Annotated in this window: 9 protein-coding genes; 3 read left to right on the top strand and 6 right to left on the bottom strand. The window is 70.9% G+C overall.

Annotated features, from left to right (window positions below):
• Nucleotides 1-16: 16 nt before the first annotated feature.
• Complete coding sequence (hrpA, locus tag ACLBXX_RS11790) at nucleotides 17-3,961, bottom strand: ATP-dependent RNA helicase HrpA (protein ID WP_447658164.1); 3,945 nt, start codon at nucleotides 3,959-3,961, stop codon at nucleotides 17-19.
• A 79-nt stretch (nucleotides 3,962-4,040) separates the two neighbouring features.
• Here hrpA and ACLBXX_RS11785 point away from each other — a divergent pair, with 79 nt between their 5' ends.
• Together ACLBXX_RS11785 and ACLBXX_RS11780 are read left to right on the top strand one after the other, a co-directional pair.
• Entirely contained in the window at nucleotides 4,041-4,877 is an 837-nt protein-coding gene (locus tag ACLBXX_RS11785; protein WP_447658163.1) for an aldo/keto reductase, read from the top strand.
• Between the two features lie 25 nt (nucleotides 4,878-4,902).
• Nucleotides 4,903-6,753, top strand: coding sequence for a thioredoxin domain-containing protein (locus ACLBXX_RS11780; RefSeq protein ID WP_447658162.1), 1,851 nt, complete (start codon nucleotides 4,903-4,905; stop codon nucleotides 6,751-6,753).
• A 7-nt stretch (nucleotides 6,754-6,760) separates the two neighbouring features.
• Here ACLBXX_RS11780 and ACLBXX_RS11775 read toward each other — a convergent pair whose 3' ends face one another.
• The gene (locus ACLBXX_RS11775; RefSeq protein ID WP_447658161.1) at nucleotides 6,761-8,344 is read right to left on the bottom strand and encodes a dolichyl-phosphate-mannose--protein mannosyltransferase; all 1,584 of its coding nucleotides are present in this window, start codon (nucleotides 8,342-8,344) and stop codon (nucleotides 6,761-6,763) included.
• Nucleotides 8,345-8,367: 23 nt separating this feature from the next.
• Here ACLBXX_RS11775 and rsmI point away from each other — a divergent pair, with 23 nt between their 5' ends.
• Nucleotides 8,368-9,186, top strand: coding sequence for a 16S rRNA (cytidine(1402)-2'-O)-methyltransferase (rsmI, locus tag ACLBXX_RS11770; RefSeq protein ID WP_447658160.1), 819 nt, complete (start codon nucleotides 8,368-8,370; stop codon nucleotides 9,184-9,186).
• Here the strand turns inward: rsmI and ACLBXX_RS11765 are convergent.
• The 4 genes from ACLBXX_RS11765 to ACLBXX_RS11750 form a co-directional block, all read right to left on the bottom strand.
• Complete coding sequence (locus ACLBXX_RS11765; protein ID WP_447658159.1) at nucleotides 9,159-13,517, bottom strand: prealbumin-like fold domain-containing protein; 4,359 nt, start codon at nucleotides 13,515-13,517, stop codon at nucleotides 9,159-9,161. The two genes, rsmI and ACLBXX_RS11765, sit on opposite strands and share 28 nt — an antisense overlap.
• A gap of 178 nt (nucleotides 13,518-13,695) precedes the next feature.
• The gene (locus ACLBXX_RS11760) at nucleotides 13,696-16,425 is read right to left on the bottom strand and encodes a glycosyl hydrolase 53 family protein (RefSeq protein WP_447658158.1); all 2,730 of its coding nucleotides are present in this window, start codon (nucleotides 16,423-16,425) and stop codon (nucleotides 13,696-13,698) included.
• Between the two features lie 43 nt (nucleotides 16,426-16,468).
• Nucleotides 16,469-17,389 (bottom strand): sugar ABC transporter permease, encoded by a 921-nt coding sequence (locus ACLBXX_RS11755; RefSeq protein ID WP_447658157.1) that lies wholly within the window; start codon nucleotides 17,387-17,389, stop codon nucleotides 16,469-16,471.
• On the bottom strand, nucleotides 17,389-19,008 hold the full coding sequence (locus ACLBXX_RS11750; protein ID WP_447658156.1) for an ABC transporter permease subunit: 1,620 nt from the start codon (nucleotides 19,006-19,008) through the stop codon (nucleotides 17,389-17,391). The genes ACLBXX_RS11755 and ACLBXX_RS11750 overlap by 1 nt, the downstream gene beginning before the upstream one ends.
• Nucleotides 19,009-19,163: the final 155 nt, after the last annotated feature.

Genomic DNA, 19,163 nt, shown 5'->3' with positions numbered 1-19,163 from the left:
CCTGTAGTCGAGACGGCTATTCCCTGAGGGCCTTCTGTATCCGCTGCAGCGACACGGGCTCGGCCGTGCCGAGGGACTGCGCGAACAGGCTCACACGGTACTCCTCGAGGAGCCACCGGGCGTGCACGAGCGGCAACGGGGCGTCATCCGCCGGCGGGATCACGCCGCCGGCCTCGGCGAACACGGTCGTGGCGCGTTCGAACTCGGTCATCCGCTGGCGGTCGCGGCCCGGGTTGTCGGCGAGTGCCCGCACGCGATCCAGCGCGCCGCGCAGGTAGCGGGGGAGCTGCGCCAGCCGGGCGGTGCCGGTGCGCGACACGAAGCCCGGGAACACCAGACCCGCCAGCTGCCCCTTGATGTCGTTCAGTGCGCCGAGGAGCGTCAGCGAGTTCGCGTCGCGCATCGCGCGCTCCACGTCGCGCGCGGCCGTGAGGATGCGGGCGGTCAGCGACACCGTCTGGAACAGCTCGTCGACGACCGCGCCCGAGAGTGCGGCGCGCACCGCCTCGAATCCGGCACGGGTGCGTACGACGGCGTCGGGAGCGGTGCGTGCGATGACGGCGTCCGCCACCGCGACGCGGGCGTCCTCGATGAGCGCCTTCGCGGACGGATACGGGGATGCCGCGAGCGCGAGCTTCTCGGCGGACGTCAGGTGCTCGAGCACATAGGCCGACGGCGACGCGACCGACAGGAGCACGAGGCGCCGGACGCCGGCCCGGGTCGCGCGGGCCGCGGCCTCGGGGGTCGTCTCGATCCGGAGGGCGACCGAGGTGCCTTCGTCGACGATCGCGGGATAGCCGCGCACGACGCCGCCGGCGACCTTCGTGTCGACGACGTCGGGCAGGTCTCCGAACGTCCAGTCGGTGAGGCCGGTGCGCTCGGTGAAGGTCGACTCGGGCCGCGAGGCGCCGCCGGGCGTTGCCGCGAGGCGGGCCGCGGGGCCCTTGGCGGCGCGGTCGCCGCGCCCGTTCGCCGGGTTCGTCGCGGTGAGCGAACGGGACACGGATGTGCGGGCGCGGTCGGCCAGCCGCGCCTGCAGCGCGGCCAGGTCGCGGTCGGAGCCCACCGCTCGCCCGCGCTCGTCGACGGCCCGGAACGACACCTGCAGGTGCCCGGGCACCCGCTCCATCTCGAAGTCGGAGGCGCTCACGGGCTGGCTCGCGACGCGTTGGATGCGCGCAGCGAGCGCGTCTCGGAGCGGCATCGGCGGAACACCGTCGTGAGCCTCGGGACCCTGCCCGGCGAGGTCGGCGGCGAAGGTCGCCGCCCAGTCCGCGGCGGGGACGACGTGACGGCGGATGGACTTGGGCAGCGAGCGCAGCAGCGCCGTGATGAGCTCGTCCCGCATCCCCGGCACCTGCCAGTCGAAGCCGTCGGGGCGCAGCTGCGCGAGGAGGGCCAGCGGAACGACGGCGGTCACGCCGTCGTCGGCGGCGCCGGGCTCGAACCGGTAAGCCAGCGAGAGCACCTGGTCGCCCTGCGTCCAGCGCGCCGGGAAGTCGCGCTCGTCGCCGCGCGACGCCTCGTCGACGAGGTCGGCCTCCGTCATGTCGAGCAGGCGCGGCGTGCGGGCCGAGGCATCCTTCCACCAGGCCTCGAAGGAGCGTGCGTCGAACACGTCGCGGGGAAGGCGGGCGTCGTAGAAGCGGAACACCGCCTCGTCGCCCACGAGGATGTCGCGGCGGCGCTCGCGCTCCTCGATCTTCTCGAGGCGCCGGCGCAGCTCGAGGTTGCGGCGCTCGAACGCCGTGAGCTTCTTGTCGAGGTGCGACGAGTCCCACTCGCCCTCGACGAGCGCATGGCGCACGAACAGCTCGCGCGCGAACGGCCGGTCGAACCGCGCGAGCTGCACCCGGCGCTTCGGCACGATCTCGAGGCCGAAGAGCGTGACCTTCTCGTAGGCGGATGCCGCGCCCGACGCCTTGGACCAGTGAGGCTCGCTCAGCGAGCGCTTGGCGAGGTCGCCCGCGAGGGGCTCTGCCCAGGCCGGGTCGATCGCGGCGACGGTGCGCGCGAACAGGCGGCTCGTCTCGACGACCTCGGCGGCCATGACCGCGGTCGGGCGCTTCTTCTTGAGCCCGGAGCCCGGGAAGATCGCGAACCGGGTACCCCGCGAACCCAGGTATTCGGCGCCGCGCCGCTGTTCCGCGCGGTCGGAGCCGGTGCGGCCCCGCGCGGCGGTCGACGTGGTGCGCTCGTCGAGGATCCCGAGGTGCGAGAGCAGCCCCGACAGGATCGCCTTGTGGAGCTCGTCAGGGTCGGCGGTGCCGGCGTTCCCGGTCCCTGAGCGTGTCGAAGGGCGCGGGGCGTTCACGAGCGCGCTGAGCTGACGGTGCACGTCGGCCCACTCGCGCACCCGCACGTAGTTGAGGTGCTCCGCGCGGCACAGGCGCCGGAACGCGCTCGAGCCCAGCTCTGCCTGCTTCTCCTGCAGGTGGTTCCACAGGTTGAGCAGGCTCAGGAAGTCGCTCGAGGGGTCGGTGAACCGCGCGTGCAGGCGGTCGGCCTCCTCGCGACGGTCTTCGGGCCGCTCGCGCACATCCTGGATCGACATCCCCGCGACGATCGCCAGCACGTCGCGCAGCACACCGGTGCGGCGCGCCTCGACGATCATGCGCGCGAACCGCGGGTCGATCGGCAGGCGCGAGATCTCGCGGCCGAGGTCCGTGAGCGTCGGGTGGTCGCGACCGGCCTTGACGGCGCCGAGCTCGACGAGGAGATCGAGGGCGGCCTTGACGCCCCGCGAGTCCGGGGGAGTGAGGAACGGGAACGATGAGATGTCGCCGAAGCCGAGCGAGAGCATCTGCAGGATGACCGAGGCGAGACTCGTGCGCAGGATCTCCGGCTCGGTGAACTCGGGTCGTGTGCCGAAGTCCTCCTCGGAGTACAGCCGGATCGCGATGCCGTCGCTGGTGCGGCCCGCGCGCCCCGACCGCTGCTGCGCGGACGCCTGCGACACCGCCTCGATCGGCAGACGCTGCACCTTGCTGCGGTTGCTGTATCGCGAGATGCGCGCCGTGCCGGTGTCGACGACGTACCGGATGCCGGGCACCGTGAGGCTCGTCTCGGCGACGTTCGTCGCCAGGATGACACGGCGACGGATGCCGGCCACCTGCGACCGCTCGAACACGCGGTGCTGCTCGGCTGCGGACAGGCGCCCGTAGAGGGGGAGCACCTCGGTGGGCGCGGCATCCTTCGCGTACATCCCGCGGACGGCGTCCGCGGCGTCGCGGATCTCGGCCTCGCCGGGGAGGAACACGAGCACATCGCCGGACGCCTCGCGGTCGAGCTCGCGGAGGGCGGAGGTGATGCCGTCGACGTCGTCGGACTCCTCTTCGCCCTTGGCCGGACGCGCCGGGGGGCGGTACCGGATCTCGACCGGATACGTGCGGCCCGACACCTCGATGATCGGCGCCGGCGTGCCGTCGGGCTTCGCGAAGTGCTTCGCGAAGCTCTCGGGGTCGATCGTCGCGCTCGTGATGACGACCTTGAGATCGGGGCGCTTGGGCAGGATGCGCCGCAGATAGCCCAGGAGGAAGTCGACGTTGAGCGAGCGTTCGTGCGCCTCGTCGACGATGACCATGTCGTACCGGCGCAGCAGTCGGTCACGGTGGATCTCGTTGAGGAGGATGCCGTCGGTCATCAGCGCGATGCGCGTGTCCTCCGACACCTTGTCGGTGAAGCGCACCTTGTATCCGACCGTCGAGCCGAGCGGCACCTGCAGCTCTTCGGCGATGCGCTCGGCGATGGTGCGCGCCGCGATGCGGCGGGGCTGTGTGTGCGCGATCCGCGTCCGCCCGAGCTCGAGCGCGATCTTCGGCAGCTGCGTGGTCTTGCCCGACCCGGTCGCGCCCGCGACGATCACGACCTGGTGGTCGCGGACGGCGCGCGCGATCTCGTCGCGCGCGGCGCTGACGGGGAGCTCCGGCGGATACGAGATGACGGGTTCGGGCGCGGACATAGCCTTCGATCGTATCCCTTCCGGCCGATCGCCGGATCGACCCGTCCGCCGCCGCATCCGCGCGCCTAGGCTGGGAACCATGACAGTCCCCAGCGTGACCCTCAACGACGGCAACACGATCCCTCAGCTCGGCTACGGCGTCTTCAAGGTGCCGCCGGCGGACACCGAGCGGGCCGTCACCGAGGCGCTCGAGGTCGGCTACCGCCACATCGACACCGCCGCGATCTACGGCAACGAAGAGGGCGTGGGCGCGGCCATCGCGGCGAGCGGCATCGCGCGCGACGAGCTGTTCATCACCACGAAGCTCTGGAACGACCGCCACGACGGCGACGAGCCCGACGCCGCGATCGCGGAGAGCCTCGCCAAGCTCGGACTCGAGCAGGTCGACCTGTACCTCGTGCACTGGCCGACGCCCGCCCAGGACAACTACCTGCACGCGTGGGAGAAGCTCATCGAGCTGCGCGACGCCGGCCTCACCCGCAGCATCGGCGTCTCGAACCACCTCGTGGCGCACCTCGAGAAGATCGTGTCGGCCACCGGAGTGGTCCCGGCCGTCAACCAGATCGAACTGCACCCCGCCCACCAGCAGCGCGACATCACGGACTGGGCCGCCGCCCACGACGTGAAGATCGAGTCGTGGGGACCCCTCGGACAGGGCAAGTACGACCTGTTCGGCGCGGCCCCGGTCGCCGCGGCCGCGGAGGCGCACGGCAAGACGCCGGCCCAGGCCGTGCTGCGCTGGCACCTGCAGAAGGGCTTCATCGTCTTCCCGAAGTCGGTGCGCCGCGAGCGCCTCGAGGAGAACCTCGACGTGTTCGACTTCGAGCTCACCGCCGACGAGATCGCCGCCATCGACGCGATGGAGCCGGGCGACGGCACGGGGCGCGTCAGCGCGCACCCCGACGAGGTCAACTGACCGCTCGCGAGCGGGAGCGGATGCCGTGAACCCTCGCCTCGCGGAAGCGACGAGCCCGTACCTGAGAGCCCACGCGGGCAATCCGGTCGCGTGGTTTCCGTGGGGCGAGGAGGCGTTCGCCGAGGCACGACGCCGGGACGTACCGGTCATGGTGTCGATCGGCTACTCGACGTGCCATTGGTGCCATGTGATGGCGCGGGAGTCGTTCGAGGACGAGACGACCGCCGCCGAGCTCGACGCCGGCTTCGTGTCGATCAAGGTCGACCGCGAGGAGCACCCCGAGGTCGACGCCGCCTACATGGCCGCCGCCTCGGCGTTCTCGCCGAGCCTCGGCTGGCCGCTGACCGTGTTCGCGACGCCCGAGGGCCGGCCGTTCTACGCCGGCACCTACTTCCCGCCGCAGCCGCGCGCCGGCATCCCGGCGTTCCGGCAGGTGCTCGCCGCGGTGCACGAGGCGTGGACCGAGCGACGCGACCAGATCGACGAGACGGCGGATGCCGTCGCCGGTGCTCTCGCGGAGGTCCGCGACTCCACGCCTGCCTCGGAAGCGCCGCCGCCCTCCGCCGATGACCTGACCGTCGCCGCACGCGCGCTCGCCGGCCGAGAGGATCCGCGGCACGGCGGGTTCGGTGAGCCCGCCGCCGGCGCCCCGAAGTTCCCTGTCGCCACGGCGCTCCGGTTCCTGCAGACAGGGATCGTCCGCCGGCACGCGCCCGAGGCATCCGCCGTCGCCGATCGTGCCCTCAACGCGATGGCCGCCTCGCCGCTGCGCGATGCGGTCGAGGGCGGATTCTTCCGCTACGCGACCCGGCCCGACTGGACGGTGCCGCACTACGAGCGGATGCTGACCGACAACGCCCAGCTGCTCGAGGTCGCGATGGACGCGGTTCCGCCGCGCGACGACGTCGCTCGCGGCATCGCCGGGTTCCTGCGCGATGTGATGCAGCAGCCGGGCGGCGGCTTCGGCGCAGCGCAGGACTCGGAATCGTGGATCGGCGGTGCCCGCAGCGAAGGCGGCTACTACGCACGCGATGCGGCCGATCGCGGCGCGCTCGAGCCCCCGGCCGTCGACGGCAAGGTGGTGAGCGGCTGGAACGGCCTCGCGATCTCAGCCCTCGCGCGAGCCGGGGTGCGGCTGGACGAGCCGTCGTGGATCGAGTCGGCGCGCTGGGCGGCGGACGCCGTGCTCGAGGTCAACGTCACCGCGGACGGCCGGCTGCTGCGCGCCTCCCTCGACGAGGTGCCGTCCCGCGCGCACGCGACGCTCGCCGACCACGGCCAGCTCGCCGCAGGGCTCATCGCCCTCGCCGTCGCCACGGGGGAGGTCGCCTACGCCGTGCGGGCGCGGGAGCTGATCGACGCCTGCGTCGATGAGGAGCACCGTGTCGCCGTGCCCGGCGGGGGAGACCCGGTGCTGTCCCGGCAGGGGATCGGCGCACCGGATGCCGCTTCCGACGCCGATGAGCCGTCCGGGGCCGCGTCTCTCGCGGCCGCCGCCGCGGCGCTCTGGGTGCTGGGCGCGGGAGACCGCTATCGGTCGATCGCCGAGTGGCTCGTCGCGGTCCACGCGCCCGCGGCCCTCGCCCAGCCGCTCGCGTACGGCGCGCTCCTGCGGGTCGCCGCCGGCCTCGCCGGGCCGCCCCGGCAGGTCGTCGTCGTCACGGACGACGCCCGAGCCGCGCTCGCGACGGCGGCGCGCAGCATCCGTGCCGATGTCGTTCCCATCGTGTCGCCTGAGCAGTTGCTCTCGTGGGCAGAAGCGGGATTCGAGCTGTTCGCCGAGAAGGGACAGCGCGACGGACGCCCGACCGCGTACGACTGCCGGGACTTCGCGTGCCGGCTGCCGGTGACCGAGGTGGCCGACCTGCAGACCTGAGCGCGGCTCACACCCAGCTGTTGATCCACATGTGCAGGTGCCAGAAGTCGTAGGGGACGGTCATCGCGGAGATGATCGGGTACCAGAACGCCGACAGTGCGAGCGCGACGACGAGGAAGACCAGCACGAGTCGCTGACCCGTGAGCCGGCGGTACGAGTCGGCCGAGGGGGGACCGGCGATGTCCTTCAGGGCGAAGGTGAGTGCGAGCAGCATGAACGGCAGGATCAGTACCGTGTAGAACTGGAAGATCGTGCGCTCGGGCAGGAACAGCCACGGCACGTAGGTGACGGCGACACCGGTGAGCACGAGGGCGTAGCGCCAGTCGCGCGCCACCACGAAGCGGTACGCGAGGTACAGCACGGCGGCCACGCCGGCGTACCAGATCAGCGGGTTGGGCATCGTCGAGATCACGTCCACGCAGCCGCTCGGCGCGGTGCAGCCGTTCACGCCCATCGCGTCGTGGTGGTAGTACACGCCGGTGGGACGCCACAGCAGCGGCCACTGCCATGCGGGGCTCGCGTAGGAGTGCCCCGACGTGATGCCGGCCGTCGACTTGTACATCGCGACGTGATAGATCCAGAGGCTCTGGAGCGGGTTGCTCCCGGACTGGCGGTCGTAGCCTCCTGAGCTGAACAGCCATCCCGACCACGACGCGACGTAGACGACGAGGGCGACCGGGACGAACAGCACGAACGTCGCGAAACCCTGGCGCACAGCATCCGTCGGCCAGAACAGCACGCCCGCGCGGCGTCGGGCCAGCGCGTCCGTGACGACGAGGTACACGCCCAGGCCCGCGAGCACCCACGCGCCCGACCACTTCACGGCGCTGGCCGCCCCGAGCGCGGCGCCCGCGGCGATGATCCAGGGCCGGTTCCACAGGACGGGTCCCCAGGAGGGTGGCGTGTCACCCTCGTAGCGGGCCGCGACGGTCTGGGCGATGCGCGTCATCGTGCGCTCGCGATCACGCAGCACGAACAGGAAGGCGAGCAGCACGAAGAACGTCAGCGACGTGTCGAGCAGCGCGATGCGGCTCATCGAGATGGCGAGGCCGTCGACCGCCATCAGGAGGCCTGCCACGACGGCGAACGTGGTCGAGCGGGTGAGGCGCTTCGCGATGAGCATGAGCAGCAGCACCGACGCGATGCCGAGGAGCGCCGTCGTGATGCGCCAGCCCCAGCCCGAGTCGGGGCCGAGAACCGCCATGCCGAGCGCGATGATCCACTTGCCGAGCGGCGGATGCACGACGAACGACGGATTGGTCGTGAACACGTTCACATCGCCCGAGAGGAAGCTCTCGTTGGCGCCCGCGGGCCAGGATGCCTCGTACCCGAGGTTGAGCAGCGTCCAGGCGTCCTTGACGTAATACGTCTCGTCGAACTGGTTCATGAGGTCGTGCGCCGCGGCGAGGTTCCACAGCCGCAGGACCGCGGCGATCACCAGGACGATCGCAGGACCGAGCCACCGATACAGCCGCCGAGCGCGCTCGTCCTCGCTCAGCCGGCGGGCGAAGCGGTCGTACAGGCTCGGTCGTGCCGGGGGGAGGAGCGGCGCGGCGGGCTGGTCGGCCTCGAGCCGCGGGGCATCCGTCACCCGGTCAAGTTTAGGCTGAGGGGGTGATCATCCTCGCGGCGACCCCGATCGGAAACCTCGGGGACGCGTCCCGCCGGCTCGTCGAGGCCCTCGAGGAAGCGACGATCGTCGCCGCCGAGGACACCCGCACGACCCAGCGCCTGCTGGCCGCACTCGGCATCGCGAACCGCCCGCGGCTGATCGCGCTGCACGATCACAACGAGAAGGAGCGGGCGCCCGAGCTCGTAGAGCTCGCGCGCGAGCAGGACGTGCTCGTGCTGAGCGATGCGGGCATGCCCACCGTGAGCGATCCCGGCTACGGCCTCGTCGCGGCGGCTGCGGCGGCCGGTGTCGACGTCACGGCGATCCCCGGGCCGAGCGCGGTCGTGACGGCGCTCGCGGTCTCAGGGCTGCCGACCGACCGCTTCACGTTCGAGGGCTTCGTGGCCCGCAAGGCGGGGGAGCGCGGGGCGGCGTTCCGCGCGTTGAGCACCGAGCCGCGCACGATGGTCTTCTTCGAGGCGCCGTCGCGCGTCGCCGCGACGCTCGCCGACATGGCGGCCGCGTTCGGCGACGATCGGCGCGGCGCGGTCTGCCGCGAGCTGACGAAGCTGCACGAGGAGGTCGCGCGCGGCACCCTCGCCGAGCTCGCCTCGTGGGCCGAGGGCGGTGTCCGCGGCGAGCTCGTGATCGTCGTGGAGGGAGCGCCCGCGCGCGGCGTCGCGTTCGCCGATGCGGTCACGCAGGTGCTCGAGCTCGTCCGCGGCGGCACGCGCCTGAAAGAGGCCGCGGCCGAAGTGTCCGGACTCACCGGACACTCCAGCCGCGAGCTCTATCAGGCCGCGCTCTCCGTCCGCGGGTAGCGCCGCCGGCGGATCACGAACAGCATCACGCCGCCTGCGAGCATCGTGAGTCCCACCCACAGCGCGGTCAGGGTCACACCCGTCGGCGGGAGGACCGCCGGCACCGGCGCACAGGTCGTCGCGGTGGCCTCCCCATCCGTGAAGAGCACCGTCGCCGCGTTGAGGAGACCGGTGCCCTCCGTGTCGGAGCCGGTCGTGCAGTCCGCCTGATCGGTGGTGATCGTCGACGACACCCGCGCGGTGGCCTTGATGTCGTAGGTGTGCGTCACGCCCGCGTCGATCGTGACGCCCGTGGCGATCCGCAGATCGGTGAGGCCGTCCCATCCGGCGTTGACCGGAAGACCCTCGACCGACGACACGCTCGCCGAGACGACGGTGATGCCGGTGCCGAAGCGGAGCTTGTCGTCGATGTCATAGGTGTCGGTGAGTGCACCCGGGTTCGTGACGGTCACCGAGTAGGCGATCGCGAACGAGCCGTCCGCGTGCTTCGTCGGACCCGAGGTGACGGTCTTCTCGATGTCGAGAGGCGCCAGATACGCGTTCACGAACGTGCAGTACACGGCACCCTGGAGCGGGACCTCGACCGATACGGCCGTCCCCTCGATCAACGGCTCGCGGTCGGATCCGACGCACTCGATGTCGTCGAGCAGCCAGCGCTCGAGCTCGCTCGTCTCGGTGACGGTGTACGAGCCGGGGGCGATCAGCCCCGTCGAGTACGGGTCGGCCTCGTCGGTCAGCGTGAACGCCTCGCCGTCGGGACCCCACTCGAAGTCGAACTCCTGAGCCGAGCCGGCGGGCAGCGTCGTCTTGTCGACGATGAGCGAGCCCCACTCCGTGTTGGTGAAGGTGCACACCACGGTCTCGCCCGGGTCGAGCACGATGGATCCGACGAGCTCCTCCGCGGTCGACGTGCCGCCCTCCGGGTCGCCGTCGACGCAGACGAGGTCGGTGTTGTCGTAGCCGTCCGGCGCGACCTCGGTGACCTCGTACTCCCCGGGCGTGACATCCTCGAAGGTCGCCGACCCGGTGCCCTCGGAGGTCTCGATCGAGAAGTCCACGGGGTCGAGCCACATGCCGGTGAAGTGGAACACGGCATCGGGGCCCTCGACGTTCTTGACGATGACGATGCGGCCGACGGCGACGTTCTCGACGTCGCAGCCGATGTGATCGCCGGGCTCGACCCGGAACCCGGTGATGTCGAGGGCCTCGGTCTCGCCGTCGGCGTGCGTGACGGTGCACACCATCTCGCCCTCGATCCAGCCGGGAAGGTCGCGCTCGGCCAGCGAGTAGAGGCCGCGCGGGGTGAGACCGGCGAACGTCGCCGTGCCCTCGCCGTTCTCGGTCACGACCGACGACACGATCGCCTCACCGACCGGGTCGATCGGGGTGAGCACCCACTGGAACGTCGCGTCGCCGCCGATCGCGGTCTTGTCGATCGTGATGTCGATCGGCTCCGGCGAGTTCTCGATCTCGCAGCTGATCTCGGCGCCCGGTTCCGCCCTGAAGGTGAACGAGGCGGGGTCGTCGTCCATGTCGCCCTCGAACCCGGCGCAGGTCAGCGTCCCCTGCACCCAGCCCGGGACCGGGAGCTCGGTGATCGTGTACGTCTCTCCCGCGAGGAGGCCCGTCCAGGTCGCCGTCTCCGAGCCCTCGCCGGTGCCCGCGATCGACTGCTCGCCGCCTTCCGGCGTCACGCCCTCCGACGGCGTGAGCGCGAACGGGAACGACCACTCGTAGTCGCTCGTCACGCCGGTGACGGTCTTCGTGACGGAGACGGATGCCGGCGCCGCCGTGTTCTCGGCCGTGCACGAGATCGCCCCTCCCGGCGGCAGGGTGAACTGCCAGCCGTCCGCGGTCGTGCCGACGGTGTCTTCCACGTCGCAGGTGAGGGTTCCGGTCCACCCGCTCCGGGTGACCTCGCGGAGGCTGTAGTCGACACCGGGAACGAGGTCGGTGAGGCTGATCTCGGGGTCATCCGACGACACCGTGATGTTGCGCACTCCGCCGGTTCCGGTATCGGTCAGCTCGAAGTCGAACGACCAGCCGAAGCCGTCGGTCACGCCGGTGGCGGTCTTCGACAGGTCGAGCGAGACCGGCGCGGCGGTGTTGTGGAACACGCACTGCGCGACGCCCGCGTCGGGCAGGTTCACCGTGGCCGTGAGCGTCTCGAGGTCGCTCGTCCAGCTGCCGTCGCCCGAGACGTCGCACGTGATGTTCGTCGGCGCCCAGTCGGGCAGCTCGGCGAGGATCTCGGTGATGTCGTACGAACCCGCTTCGAGGTTCTGGAGGCTCCACGTCGCTTGGCCCGGCAGCGGGTTCAGGTCGAAGGTGTCGGTCACGCCGCCGTCCGTCGGGCCGAACTGGAACGGGAAGTCCTGGTCGTACTCGAACGGGTCGGTCTCCTTGACGACCAGGATCTGACCCGGCGTGACATTGACGTAGTAGCAGGTCACGGTGTCACCGGGCGCGAGCTCGAACTCCGCCTCGGTCGTGTCGGTGAAGACCGTGTCGACACCACCGATGGTGCAGATGAGCGAACCGAGCAGCGTGCCGTGCCGATCGCCGATCTCGTCGACTGAGTACGTTCCCGGCGTGATCCCGGTGAAGGTCCGCGAGTAGTTCGTGCCGTCGCCGACCTCGGTGTTGATCGTGAAGATCCCGTCGGGCGTGCCCGTCGGCCAGGTGCCCTGGAAGGTGAACTCCGTGTCGTCCGGCGTCCCGATGGCCTCTTTGCTGATGACGATGCTGCCCAGCTGGGTGTTCGTGAACGTGCACGAGACGTCCTGCCCGGCGACCGTGGCGACTGTCGCCGACGCCGCGGCGGGATCGATCTGCGCGCCGCCGTCGCTGCACTCGATGGCGGGCTCGCTCATCCAGCCGTCGGGGACGACCTCGCTGATGTCGACCTCGGATCCTGGGGCGAAGGCGAACGTCGCGCTCTGCCCGTCGCTCAGGGTCGCCGCATTGCCGCCGACGTCGAACGAGAACTGCTGCGGCGACCCGTCGGGCAGCGTCTGCTTCGTCACCGTCACGGTCGACGTGGCGTTGGTGATGACGCAGTCGGTCTGCGTGTTCGGGAAGACGGTGAACGGGTCGGTCGGATTCGCCAGCACGAACTCCACGGGCTCGCCAGTGCCCGGCTGCGTGGTCGTGCAGACGGCCGACTGCTGCTGCCACGGGTCGGCGACCGTCTCCGAGAGCCGGTAGTCGGTAGCGCCCAGCACGTTCTGGAACGTGTCGGTCTCGCCGATGCCCAGATCGTCGGCGATCTGCGTCGCGCCCGTCTCGGGCAGCACGATGCCGCCGCCGGCGCGATCCACGAGGTAGTCGAATCGGTCGTCGGAGTCGTAGCCGGCGGGCACGACGTCCTTGGTGACGCTCAGCGAACCGCAGTTCGAGAGGACGAGCGGATCTGCCGCATCGAGGTAGTCCTGCGTCTGCGCGCCGAAGTCGGATCCGGTGCGCGAGAGCTCGGTCGACACCTCGAATGTGGTGCAGGCATCCGGGTTGAACAGTCCGGCCGTGGTGAGGTCGACCGCGAACTCGCCGAAGGTCGCCTGCGGCTGGTTGCCGACGGGCAGAGGCCCCTCGGTCCGGACGCCCACGGCCCACGCGAAGTCGACCGCCTGCCCGGTGGGCAGCCACTGGCCTGCCCCGTTCGGGTTGGCGCAGCCGTCGTTCGCGTTCGGTGTCCAGCGACGGAAGTGCACCGTCACGGTGCCGAGGTTGGACTCGTAGTCGAACACCACCAGCACGTCGTCGCAGCGGCCGGCGGCGGGACCTTCGAGGTTCTGCAGCAGGCTCAGGCTGCCGTTGCCGACGAGGCGGGTCCAGTACGAGTAGAGGATCGCGTGGCGGGCCCCCTGGGCGTCCACGACGACCTCGTACGCCGAGCCCGTGCTGCACATGTTGCCCTTGTCGTTCACATTGGCCCCGCCAGGCGCCCAGGGAATGGTGTCGGGCGTCTGCGATCCGGGCGAGCCCGTCGCATCCTGCGCGGTCGAAGGACACGCGTCGGCGAGCGTGCCGTTGTCCCATGCGAACGTGGCGTCGAGGATGCCGGTCGACGACAGCCCTGCGGCGGTGGTGTACGGCCCGGTCGGAGTGAAGGTGTAGCTGCCGTCGGGCACCGGGGTCGTCAGGAACGAGTCCCAGTCGAACGTGCTCGGCGGCGCGCCTCCCGCCTTGTCGCCGTCGAGTTGGAATCCGGTCTCCAGGCCCGATGGCTGCAGGGTGGCGGCCGAGGCCGCCCCCGCCCCGGCCAACGGCACCAGCAGAGCGCCGACGAGCGCTCCGATTCCGACCAGCGAGATGACACGAGCACGCGACATGGCGTTTTCCTCCCCAGGAAAAAGGGCCGTCGCCAGGCGCCGAGGCCCCCACAGCCTCCCGTCGAGACCCGCGAGAGCGCACGGATCATCGACTGAGGGGAACATACCGGATGCCGGGGTCTGGCGCGACCCCCGGCATCCGGGATGTTCTGCAGCTGTTATCGCCGCGTGACCGGCGCTATTTGCGCACGGTGACCGCGAGGTCCTTGCTCGTGGTCGCGCCGGCGTCGTTCGCGAAGACCGCGCGGTAGGTGTGCGTGCCACGCGTGGCGCCGGTGACCGAAAGCGTTGCGCGCTGCGCGCCCGGCGTCGCCGCGACGAGCGCACCCTCGCCGACGAGGGTGTCGCCCTCGTAGAAGCGGTAGGTCGTCGCGTTCGTGCCCCACCACAGGTCGGCGGTCAGGGTGTAGGTGCCGTCGGCGTCCTTGTTGTCATGGCTCAGCACGGGCTTCGCGGGGGACGCGTCGGTGACCGTGACGGTGACGGGCTGCAGCGCGGTGGTGCCCTGCGAGTTCACGAGCTCGCCGGTGTAGACGTAGACGCCGTTCTTCCTCCCCGTGACCGGGATCTCGGCCGACTGCGCGCCGGAGCCGCCGTAGGCGAGTGCCACCGTGGCGATGCGCTTCCCGTTCTCGAACACGCGCAGCTTCGTCGCGTTCTCGCCCCACCACAGGTTCATGCGCACGGTGTACGCACCGTCCTTGAGGCCGGTGTCCCAGCCGTTGTCGTGCGACAGCACGCCGCGTCCCGGAGCCCTGCCCGCCGCGTCGAGCACCACGAGCCCGTCGACGGCGTCGGCCAGGGCGGTCGTCGCGCCGTCCACGGCGCTGCGGGACGGGGCATCCGCCGACAGCACGATCCGCGCGCGCTCGATCGCCGCCTGCAGCACGGCCGCCGTCGCGGGCGTGTGCGCGGACAGATCGATGCCCTCGGCCTCCGTGAGTGCCACGGCGAGGGCGGTGGTGTCGACACCGGTCGGCGTGGCGCGCACGAGCTCGACGTCGTCGATCGTGCCCCACGCGCCGCCCGAGAGGGCCGCGGTGACGGTGACGGTGACACTGCCCCCCGCGGGGACGTCGATCGGTGCGGTGGCCGGCACCGACCAGTTGCGCCACCCGTCCAACGAGAAGGGGATGGATGCCTCGCCCGACGCGCTCGAGACGCTCAGGCGCACGCTGCTCGCGGCATCCTCTCCGTCGCCCTGCAGTGCGCCGCGCACGATGTACGATCCGGCGGGGACGCCGTCCACGCGCTGCGACAGGGTGAAGGAGTACGCGTTCGCCGCCCAGAAGTGCGCGGAGCGCTCCCCGGTGCGCGGGTCGTCCCACGCGCCGACGGTGAGGCCCGTGCCGGTCTTCGTCCACGCGCTGTTGTCGCCTTCGAACCCGGGGCTGCGCAGCAGGTTCTTCTGTGCCACCACGACCGTGGCCGTCGCCGCGAGCCCCGATGTGGTGATGCCGGAGATCGTGTATACGCCGGGGCCGTCGATCCAGGTCGCGGCGTTGGACCACGTGACCGGCTGCGTCTCGGACGAGCCGTCGTTGTACGACACGGTCACGGTGGCGGGAAGGACGACCGCATCGCCCTCGGCGACCGCCAGGTTCACCGGTCCGACTGCGGTGACCTCGCGCGGCGCGACGGCGCCGGTGCGCGCGTAGGCGAAGACGTTGAGCGACTCCAGCGGTGTGCCGTCGTGCGCGAACAGCGCCTGGTTGTCCCACGCGGAGCCGCCGTACCACTGGCCGGCGTCGTCGGGGTCGTACTCGCCGGCGTAGCTCGAGGCCCAGCCCGAGCCGTGCGACTCCCACAGCGCCTTGTTCGTCTCGAGGGCGGACGGCGGCCCGACGGGCAGCCATGCGGGCTCCCAGTAGAAGACGCCGATGCCGGCGGAGCCGACGTTCGCGACCGCCTGGATCACGTCGCGGACGGCATCCGCCTGCCCCTGCACGCTGACCGGGTACTGCGTGGCCTCCGTGGGCAGGTCGATGACGTTGCCGTGGCCGTCGCCGTCCTCGAGCGTGTACGCCCACGAGGTCTCGGCAACCATGACCTTCTTGCCGTAGGTGTCGGCGACGTTCTTCAGCACCGCCGTGAGGTTCGTGACGGAGCCGTGCCAGTACGGGTAGTAGCTCGAGGCGAACACGTCGTAGTCGACGCCGCGCGACGCGAGGTTCGCCGCGTAGCCGGCGTAGCGCCCGCTGGACTCGGGGTTCGTGAAGTGCACCGCGACGAGGGCACCGGGGAACACCGCGCGCACCGCCGCCGATCCGGCGGAGAAGATCTGCGCCATGCCGTCCCACCCGCTGACGCCGGCGACCGCGTTGTTGGTCTCGTTGCCGACCTGCACCATCTGCACGTCGACGCCCGCGGTCCTGAGCTCCTCGAGGGCGTCCGTCGTGAAGTCGGCCACGGCGACGGCCTTCTGAGCCACGGGCATCGACGCCCAGGCCTTCGGAGCCTGCTGCTTCGCGGGGTCGGCCCAGAAGTCGGAGTAGTGGAAGTCGACGAGCACGCCGAGTCCGGCATCCGTCGCCCGCTTCCCGATCTCGACGGCGTGCGCCACATCGTTGTCACCGCCGCCGTAGCCGTTGCCGTCGGCGTCGAACGGATCGTTCCACACGCGCACGCGGACATCGGTGACGCCGGCGTCGGCGAGGACGTCGAACAGATCGGCGGGCTGCCCGGCTGCGTCGCGGAAGACGACGCCGGACTCCTCGAGCGCGATCGCCGACGACACGTCGACACCGCTGATGAAGTCCGCCGGAAGGTTCTCCACCTTGGGGACGGTGATGCCGGCCTCGACGGGGCCGTCGTCTGCGGCGGCGGGTGCCGCCGCGAGCCCGGTGATGACCAGGGCGAGGGATGCCGCGACCGCCGCGAGGCGCGCGGATCGAGGGTGGTGGGACACGTGGGTTCTCCGATCGACGTTGATCAAGGGGGCGGGCTGAGGCTCAGCCCTTGACGGACCCCGCGGTGAGGCCGCCGACGATGTAGCGCTGCAGCGACAGGAACAGGACGAGCACGGGGATCGCGGCGATCACCGCACCGGCGGCGAACAGACCCCAGTTGGAGGCGAGCTGGTTCGAGACCCACTGGTACATGCCGACCGCGAGGGTCCAGTTCTCCTCCGAGACGAGCACGATCTTGGCGATGATGTAGTCGCCGAACGCCGCGATGAACGCCAGCAGCGCGACGACCGCGAGGATCGGCGTCACGAGCGGGAAGATCAGCCGCCAGAAGATCTGGGCGTGCGAGGCGCCGTCGATCTTGGCGGACTCGTCGATCTCGATCGGCACGGTGTTGAAGAAGCCGTACATGAGGAACGTGTTCACGCCGAGCGCGCCGCCGAGGTACACGCAGATGAGCGCGATCTTGGAGTTGAGGCCGAGAGCCGGCACGACCTCGCCGAGTCCCAGCAGCATGAGGAAGATCGCGACGAACGCGAGCGCCTGCGGGAACATCTGGATGATGAGGAGTCCGGTGAGCCCCGCACGGCGGCCCGAGAATCGGAAGCGCGAGAACGCGTACGCGGCGGCGGCACCCATCAGCACGGCGCCGACCGAGGCGATGCCGCCGATGAGGAGGGTGTTGCCCGCCCACGTCCAGAAGCTCGTCTCGCCGAGGGCGGCGTAGTTCGACAGGTCGATGACGCTGAACAGCGCGTTGCTCGCGGCGAGCGTGCCGTTCGGGTTCAGCGACGCCGACAGCACGTACACGAGCGGGAAGATCGCGTAGAAGATCACGACGACGGCGAGCAGGTACTTCCAGCCGACGTCGAGCAGCCAGCGGCGTCGGCGTGCGGAGCGGCGGTCGCGCGGCGCGCCGGGGGTGCGGGTGGTCGGTCCCGTGGCGACATCGGTGGCGGTGGACATCACTGGAACTCCTCGAGCTTGCGGGTCTGACGGAACGCGATCGCCGAGATGCCCCCGACGACGGCGAACACGAGGATCGACAGGGCGCTCGCGAGGCCGTAGTCCGCCGCGCCGCCCGACACCCCGGAGATGTCGTAGATGGCGGAGATGAGGATGTCGGTGGCCCCGAGCGCATACGGGGCACCGGGGATCGCCGGGCCGCCGTTGTTGAACATGTAGATGACGGTGAAGTTGTTGAAGCTGAACGCGAACGACGAGATCAGCAGGGGTGCGGTGGCCACGAGCACGAGCGGCAGGATGATCGAGCGCAGCTGCCGGGAGCGGCCGGCGCCGTCGAGGGATGCCGCCTCGAGGGTGTCCTGCGGGAGCGCCTGCAGCGCGCCGGTGCACACGAGGAAGTAGTACGGGTACGTGAGCCACAGGTTCACCCAGACGACCGCCGCGCGGGCGAGCCATGGGTCCCCGAGCCAGTTGATGTTCGCGCCGAAGAAGAACAGGTCGTTGATCACGCCGAACTCGGCGTTGAACATGCCGCGGAACAGCAGCGCCGACATGAACGCGGGGAACGCGTACGGGAGGATGTACAGCGTCCTCAGGAACCGGCGGCCCTTGAGGCGCGCGTCGTTGTAGATGAGCGCGAGCAGGAGCCCGAGTGCGAACGGCAGCACGACGGACAGCGTCGCGAAGACGAACGTCCAGACGGTGACGGACAGCAGGGTCTGCGCGAGCGCGGGGTCGGTGAACAGCCGGACGAAGTTCTCGAACCCGACGTTGACGTACCAGCCGGTCGGCAGCGCTGAGCCGTCCTCGGCGACGAACAGTCCCTTGTCGTTCGCGGTGTAGACGGTGCCGGTGGTGGTGTCGGTGATGGTCTGGGCTTCGGCATCCCATACCAGCGTCGATTCGTAGACTGCGCCCGAAGAGCCGTCACGCGTGCGGATCGAGCCGTCGTTGGGGTCTTCGGAGACCGGCACGCGCAGGCTCGCGATCTGCTCCTGCAGGGCGGCGTCGGTGATGACCGTGGCGCGCGGCACGACCTCCCAGCCCGGGACCTCCGTGGGGGAGCCGGCGCCGCCGACCTCGGCGCCGCGGGCCTCCTCGAGAGGCTGCTCGGCGGAGCCGACGAGCACGTCGCCGTTCTCGTCGACGATCGCGAAGCCGACCTCGCCGACGCGCTCGACGACCGAGAGCGGATAGGTGGCGGAGTCCTCGATGCGACGCTCGCCCTGGATGAGCGCGGCCTCGACCGCCTGCTCCTGGGTGCCGGCGTGACCCGTGCCGTAGTTGGTGAAGGCGATGTAGGCGGTGTAGCCGAAGATGAAGACCTGGAAGACGAGCAGGAACGCGAGGCCCGGCAGCAGGTACTTGAGCGGCAGTGCGCGCTGGGTGAAGTAGACGACGTCGGCGGCGAGGAGCAGCACGAGCGTCGCGGAGAACACGACCCACGACTCGACGCGGAATGCGCTCAGCAGCGTCATCACGCCGAAGGCGTTGACGAGGGCCATCAAGGCGAGCTTCGCCAGGAAGCCCCAGCCGGGGCCGCGCCAGCGGCGGGCGTGCGATTCGCGGGGCGGCGTCTCCGCCGGCGCCTGGGGGAGGGTGGGGGCGTCCACCGTCATGCGTCTGCTCCTGTCACGGGGCCTCATCGCCGGGCGTGAGGGGGACCGACGGGGTCGATCCGGGAAGGGGGTTGGGATCCGGGAGGCGGGGAGAGGCACTCACCCGCCTCCCGGAGCATGTCGGCCACCGTGTCGGTGACCGGGGTTCAGCCGGC

The organism is Microbacterium sp. C23T (assembly GCF_053345975.1).
Note: the sequence above shows the minus strand (reverse complement) of the source record. Positions and strands in the feature narration are given on the sequence as shown.

Coding starts and splice junctions, on each gene's coding strand:
- ACLBXX_RS11785 (WP_447658163.1), top strand. CDS start 4,041: ATGACAGTCCCCAGCGTGACCCTCAACGACGGCAACACGATCCCTCAG.
- ACLBXX_RS11755 (WP_447658157.1), bottom strand. CDS start 17,389: ATGTCCACCGCCACCGATGTCGCCACGGGACCGACCACCCGCACCCCC.
- hrpA (WP_447658164.1), bottom strand. CDS start 3,961: ATGTCCGCGCCCGAACCCGTCATCTCGTATCCGCCGGAGCTCCCCGTC.
- ACLBXX_RS11750 (WP_447658156.1), bottom strand. CDS start 19,008: ATGACGGTGGACGCCCCCACCCTCCCCCAGGCGCCGGCGGAGACGCCG.
- ACLBXX_RS11765 (WP_447658159.1), bottom strand. CDS start 13,517: ATGTCGCGTGCTCGTGTCATCTCGCTGGTCGGAATCGGAGCGCTCGTC.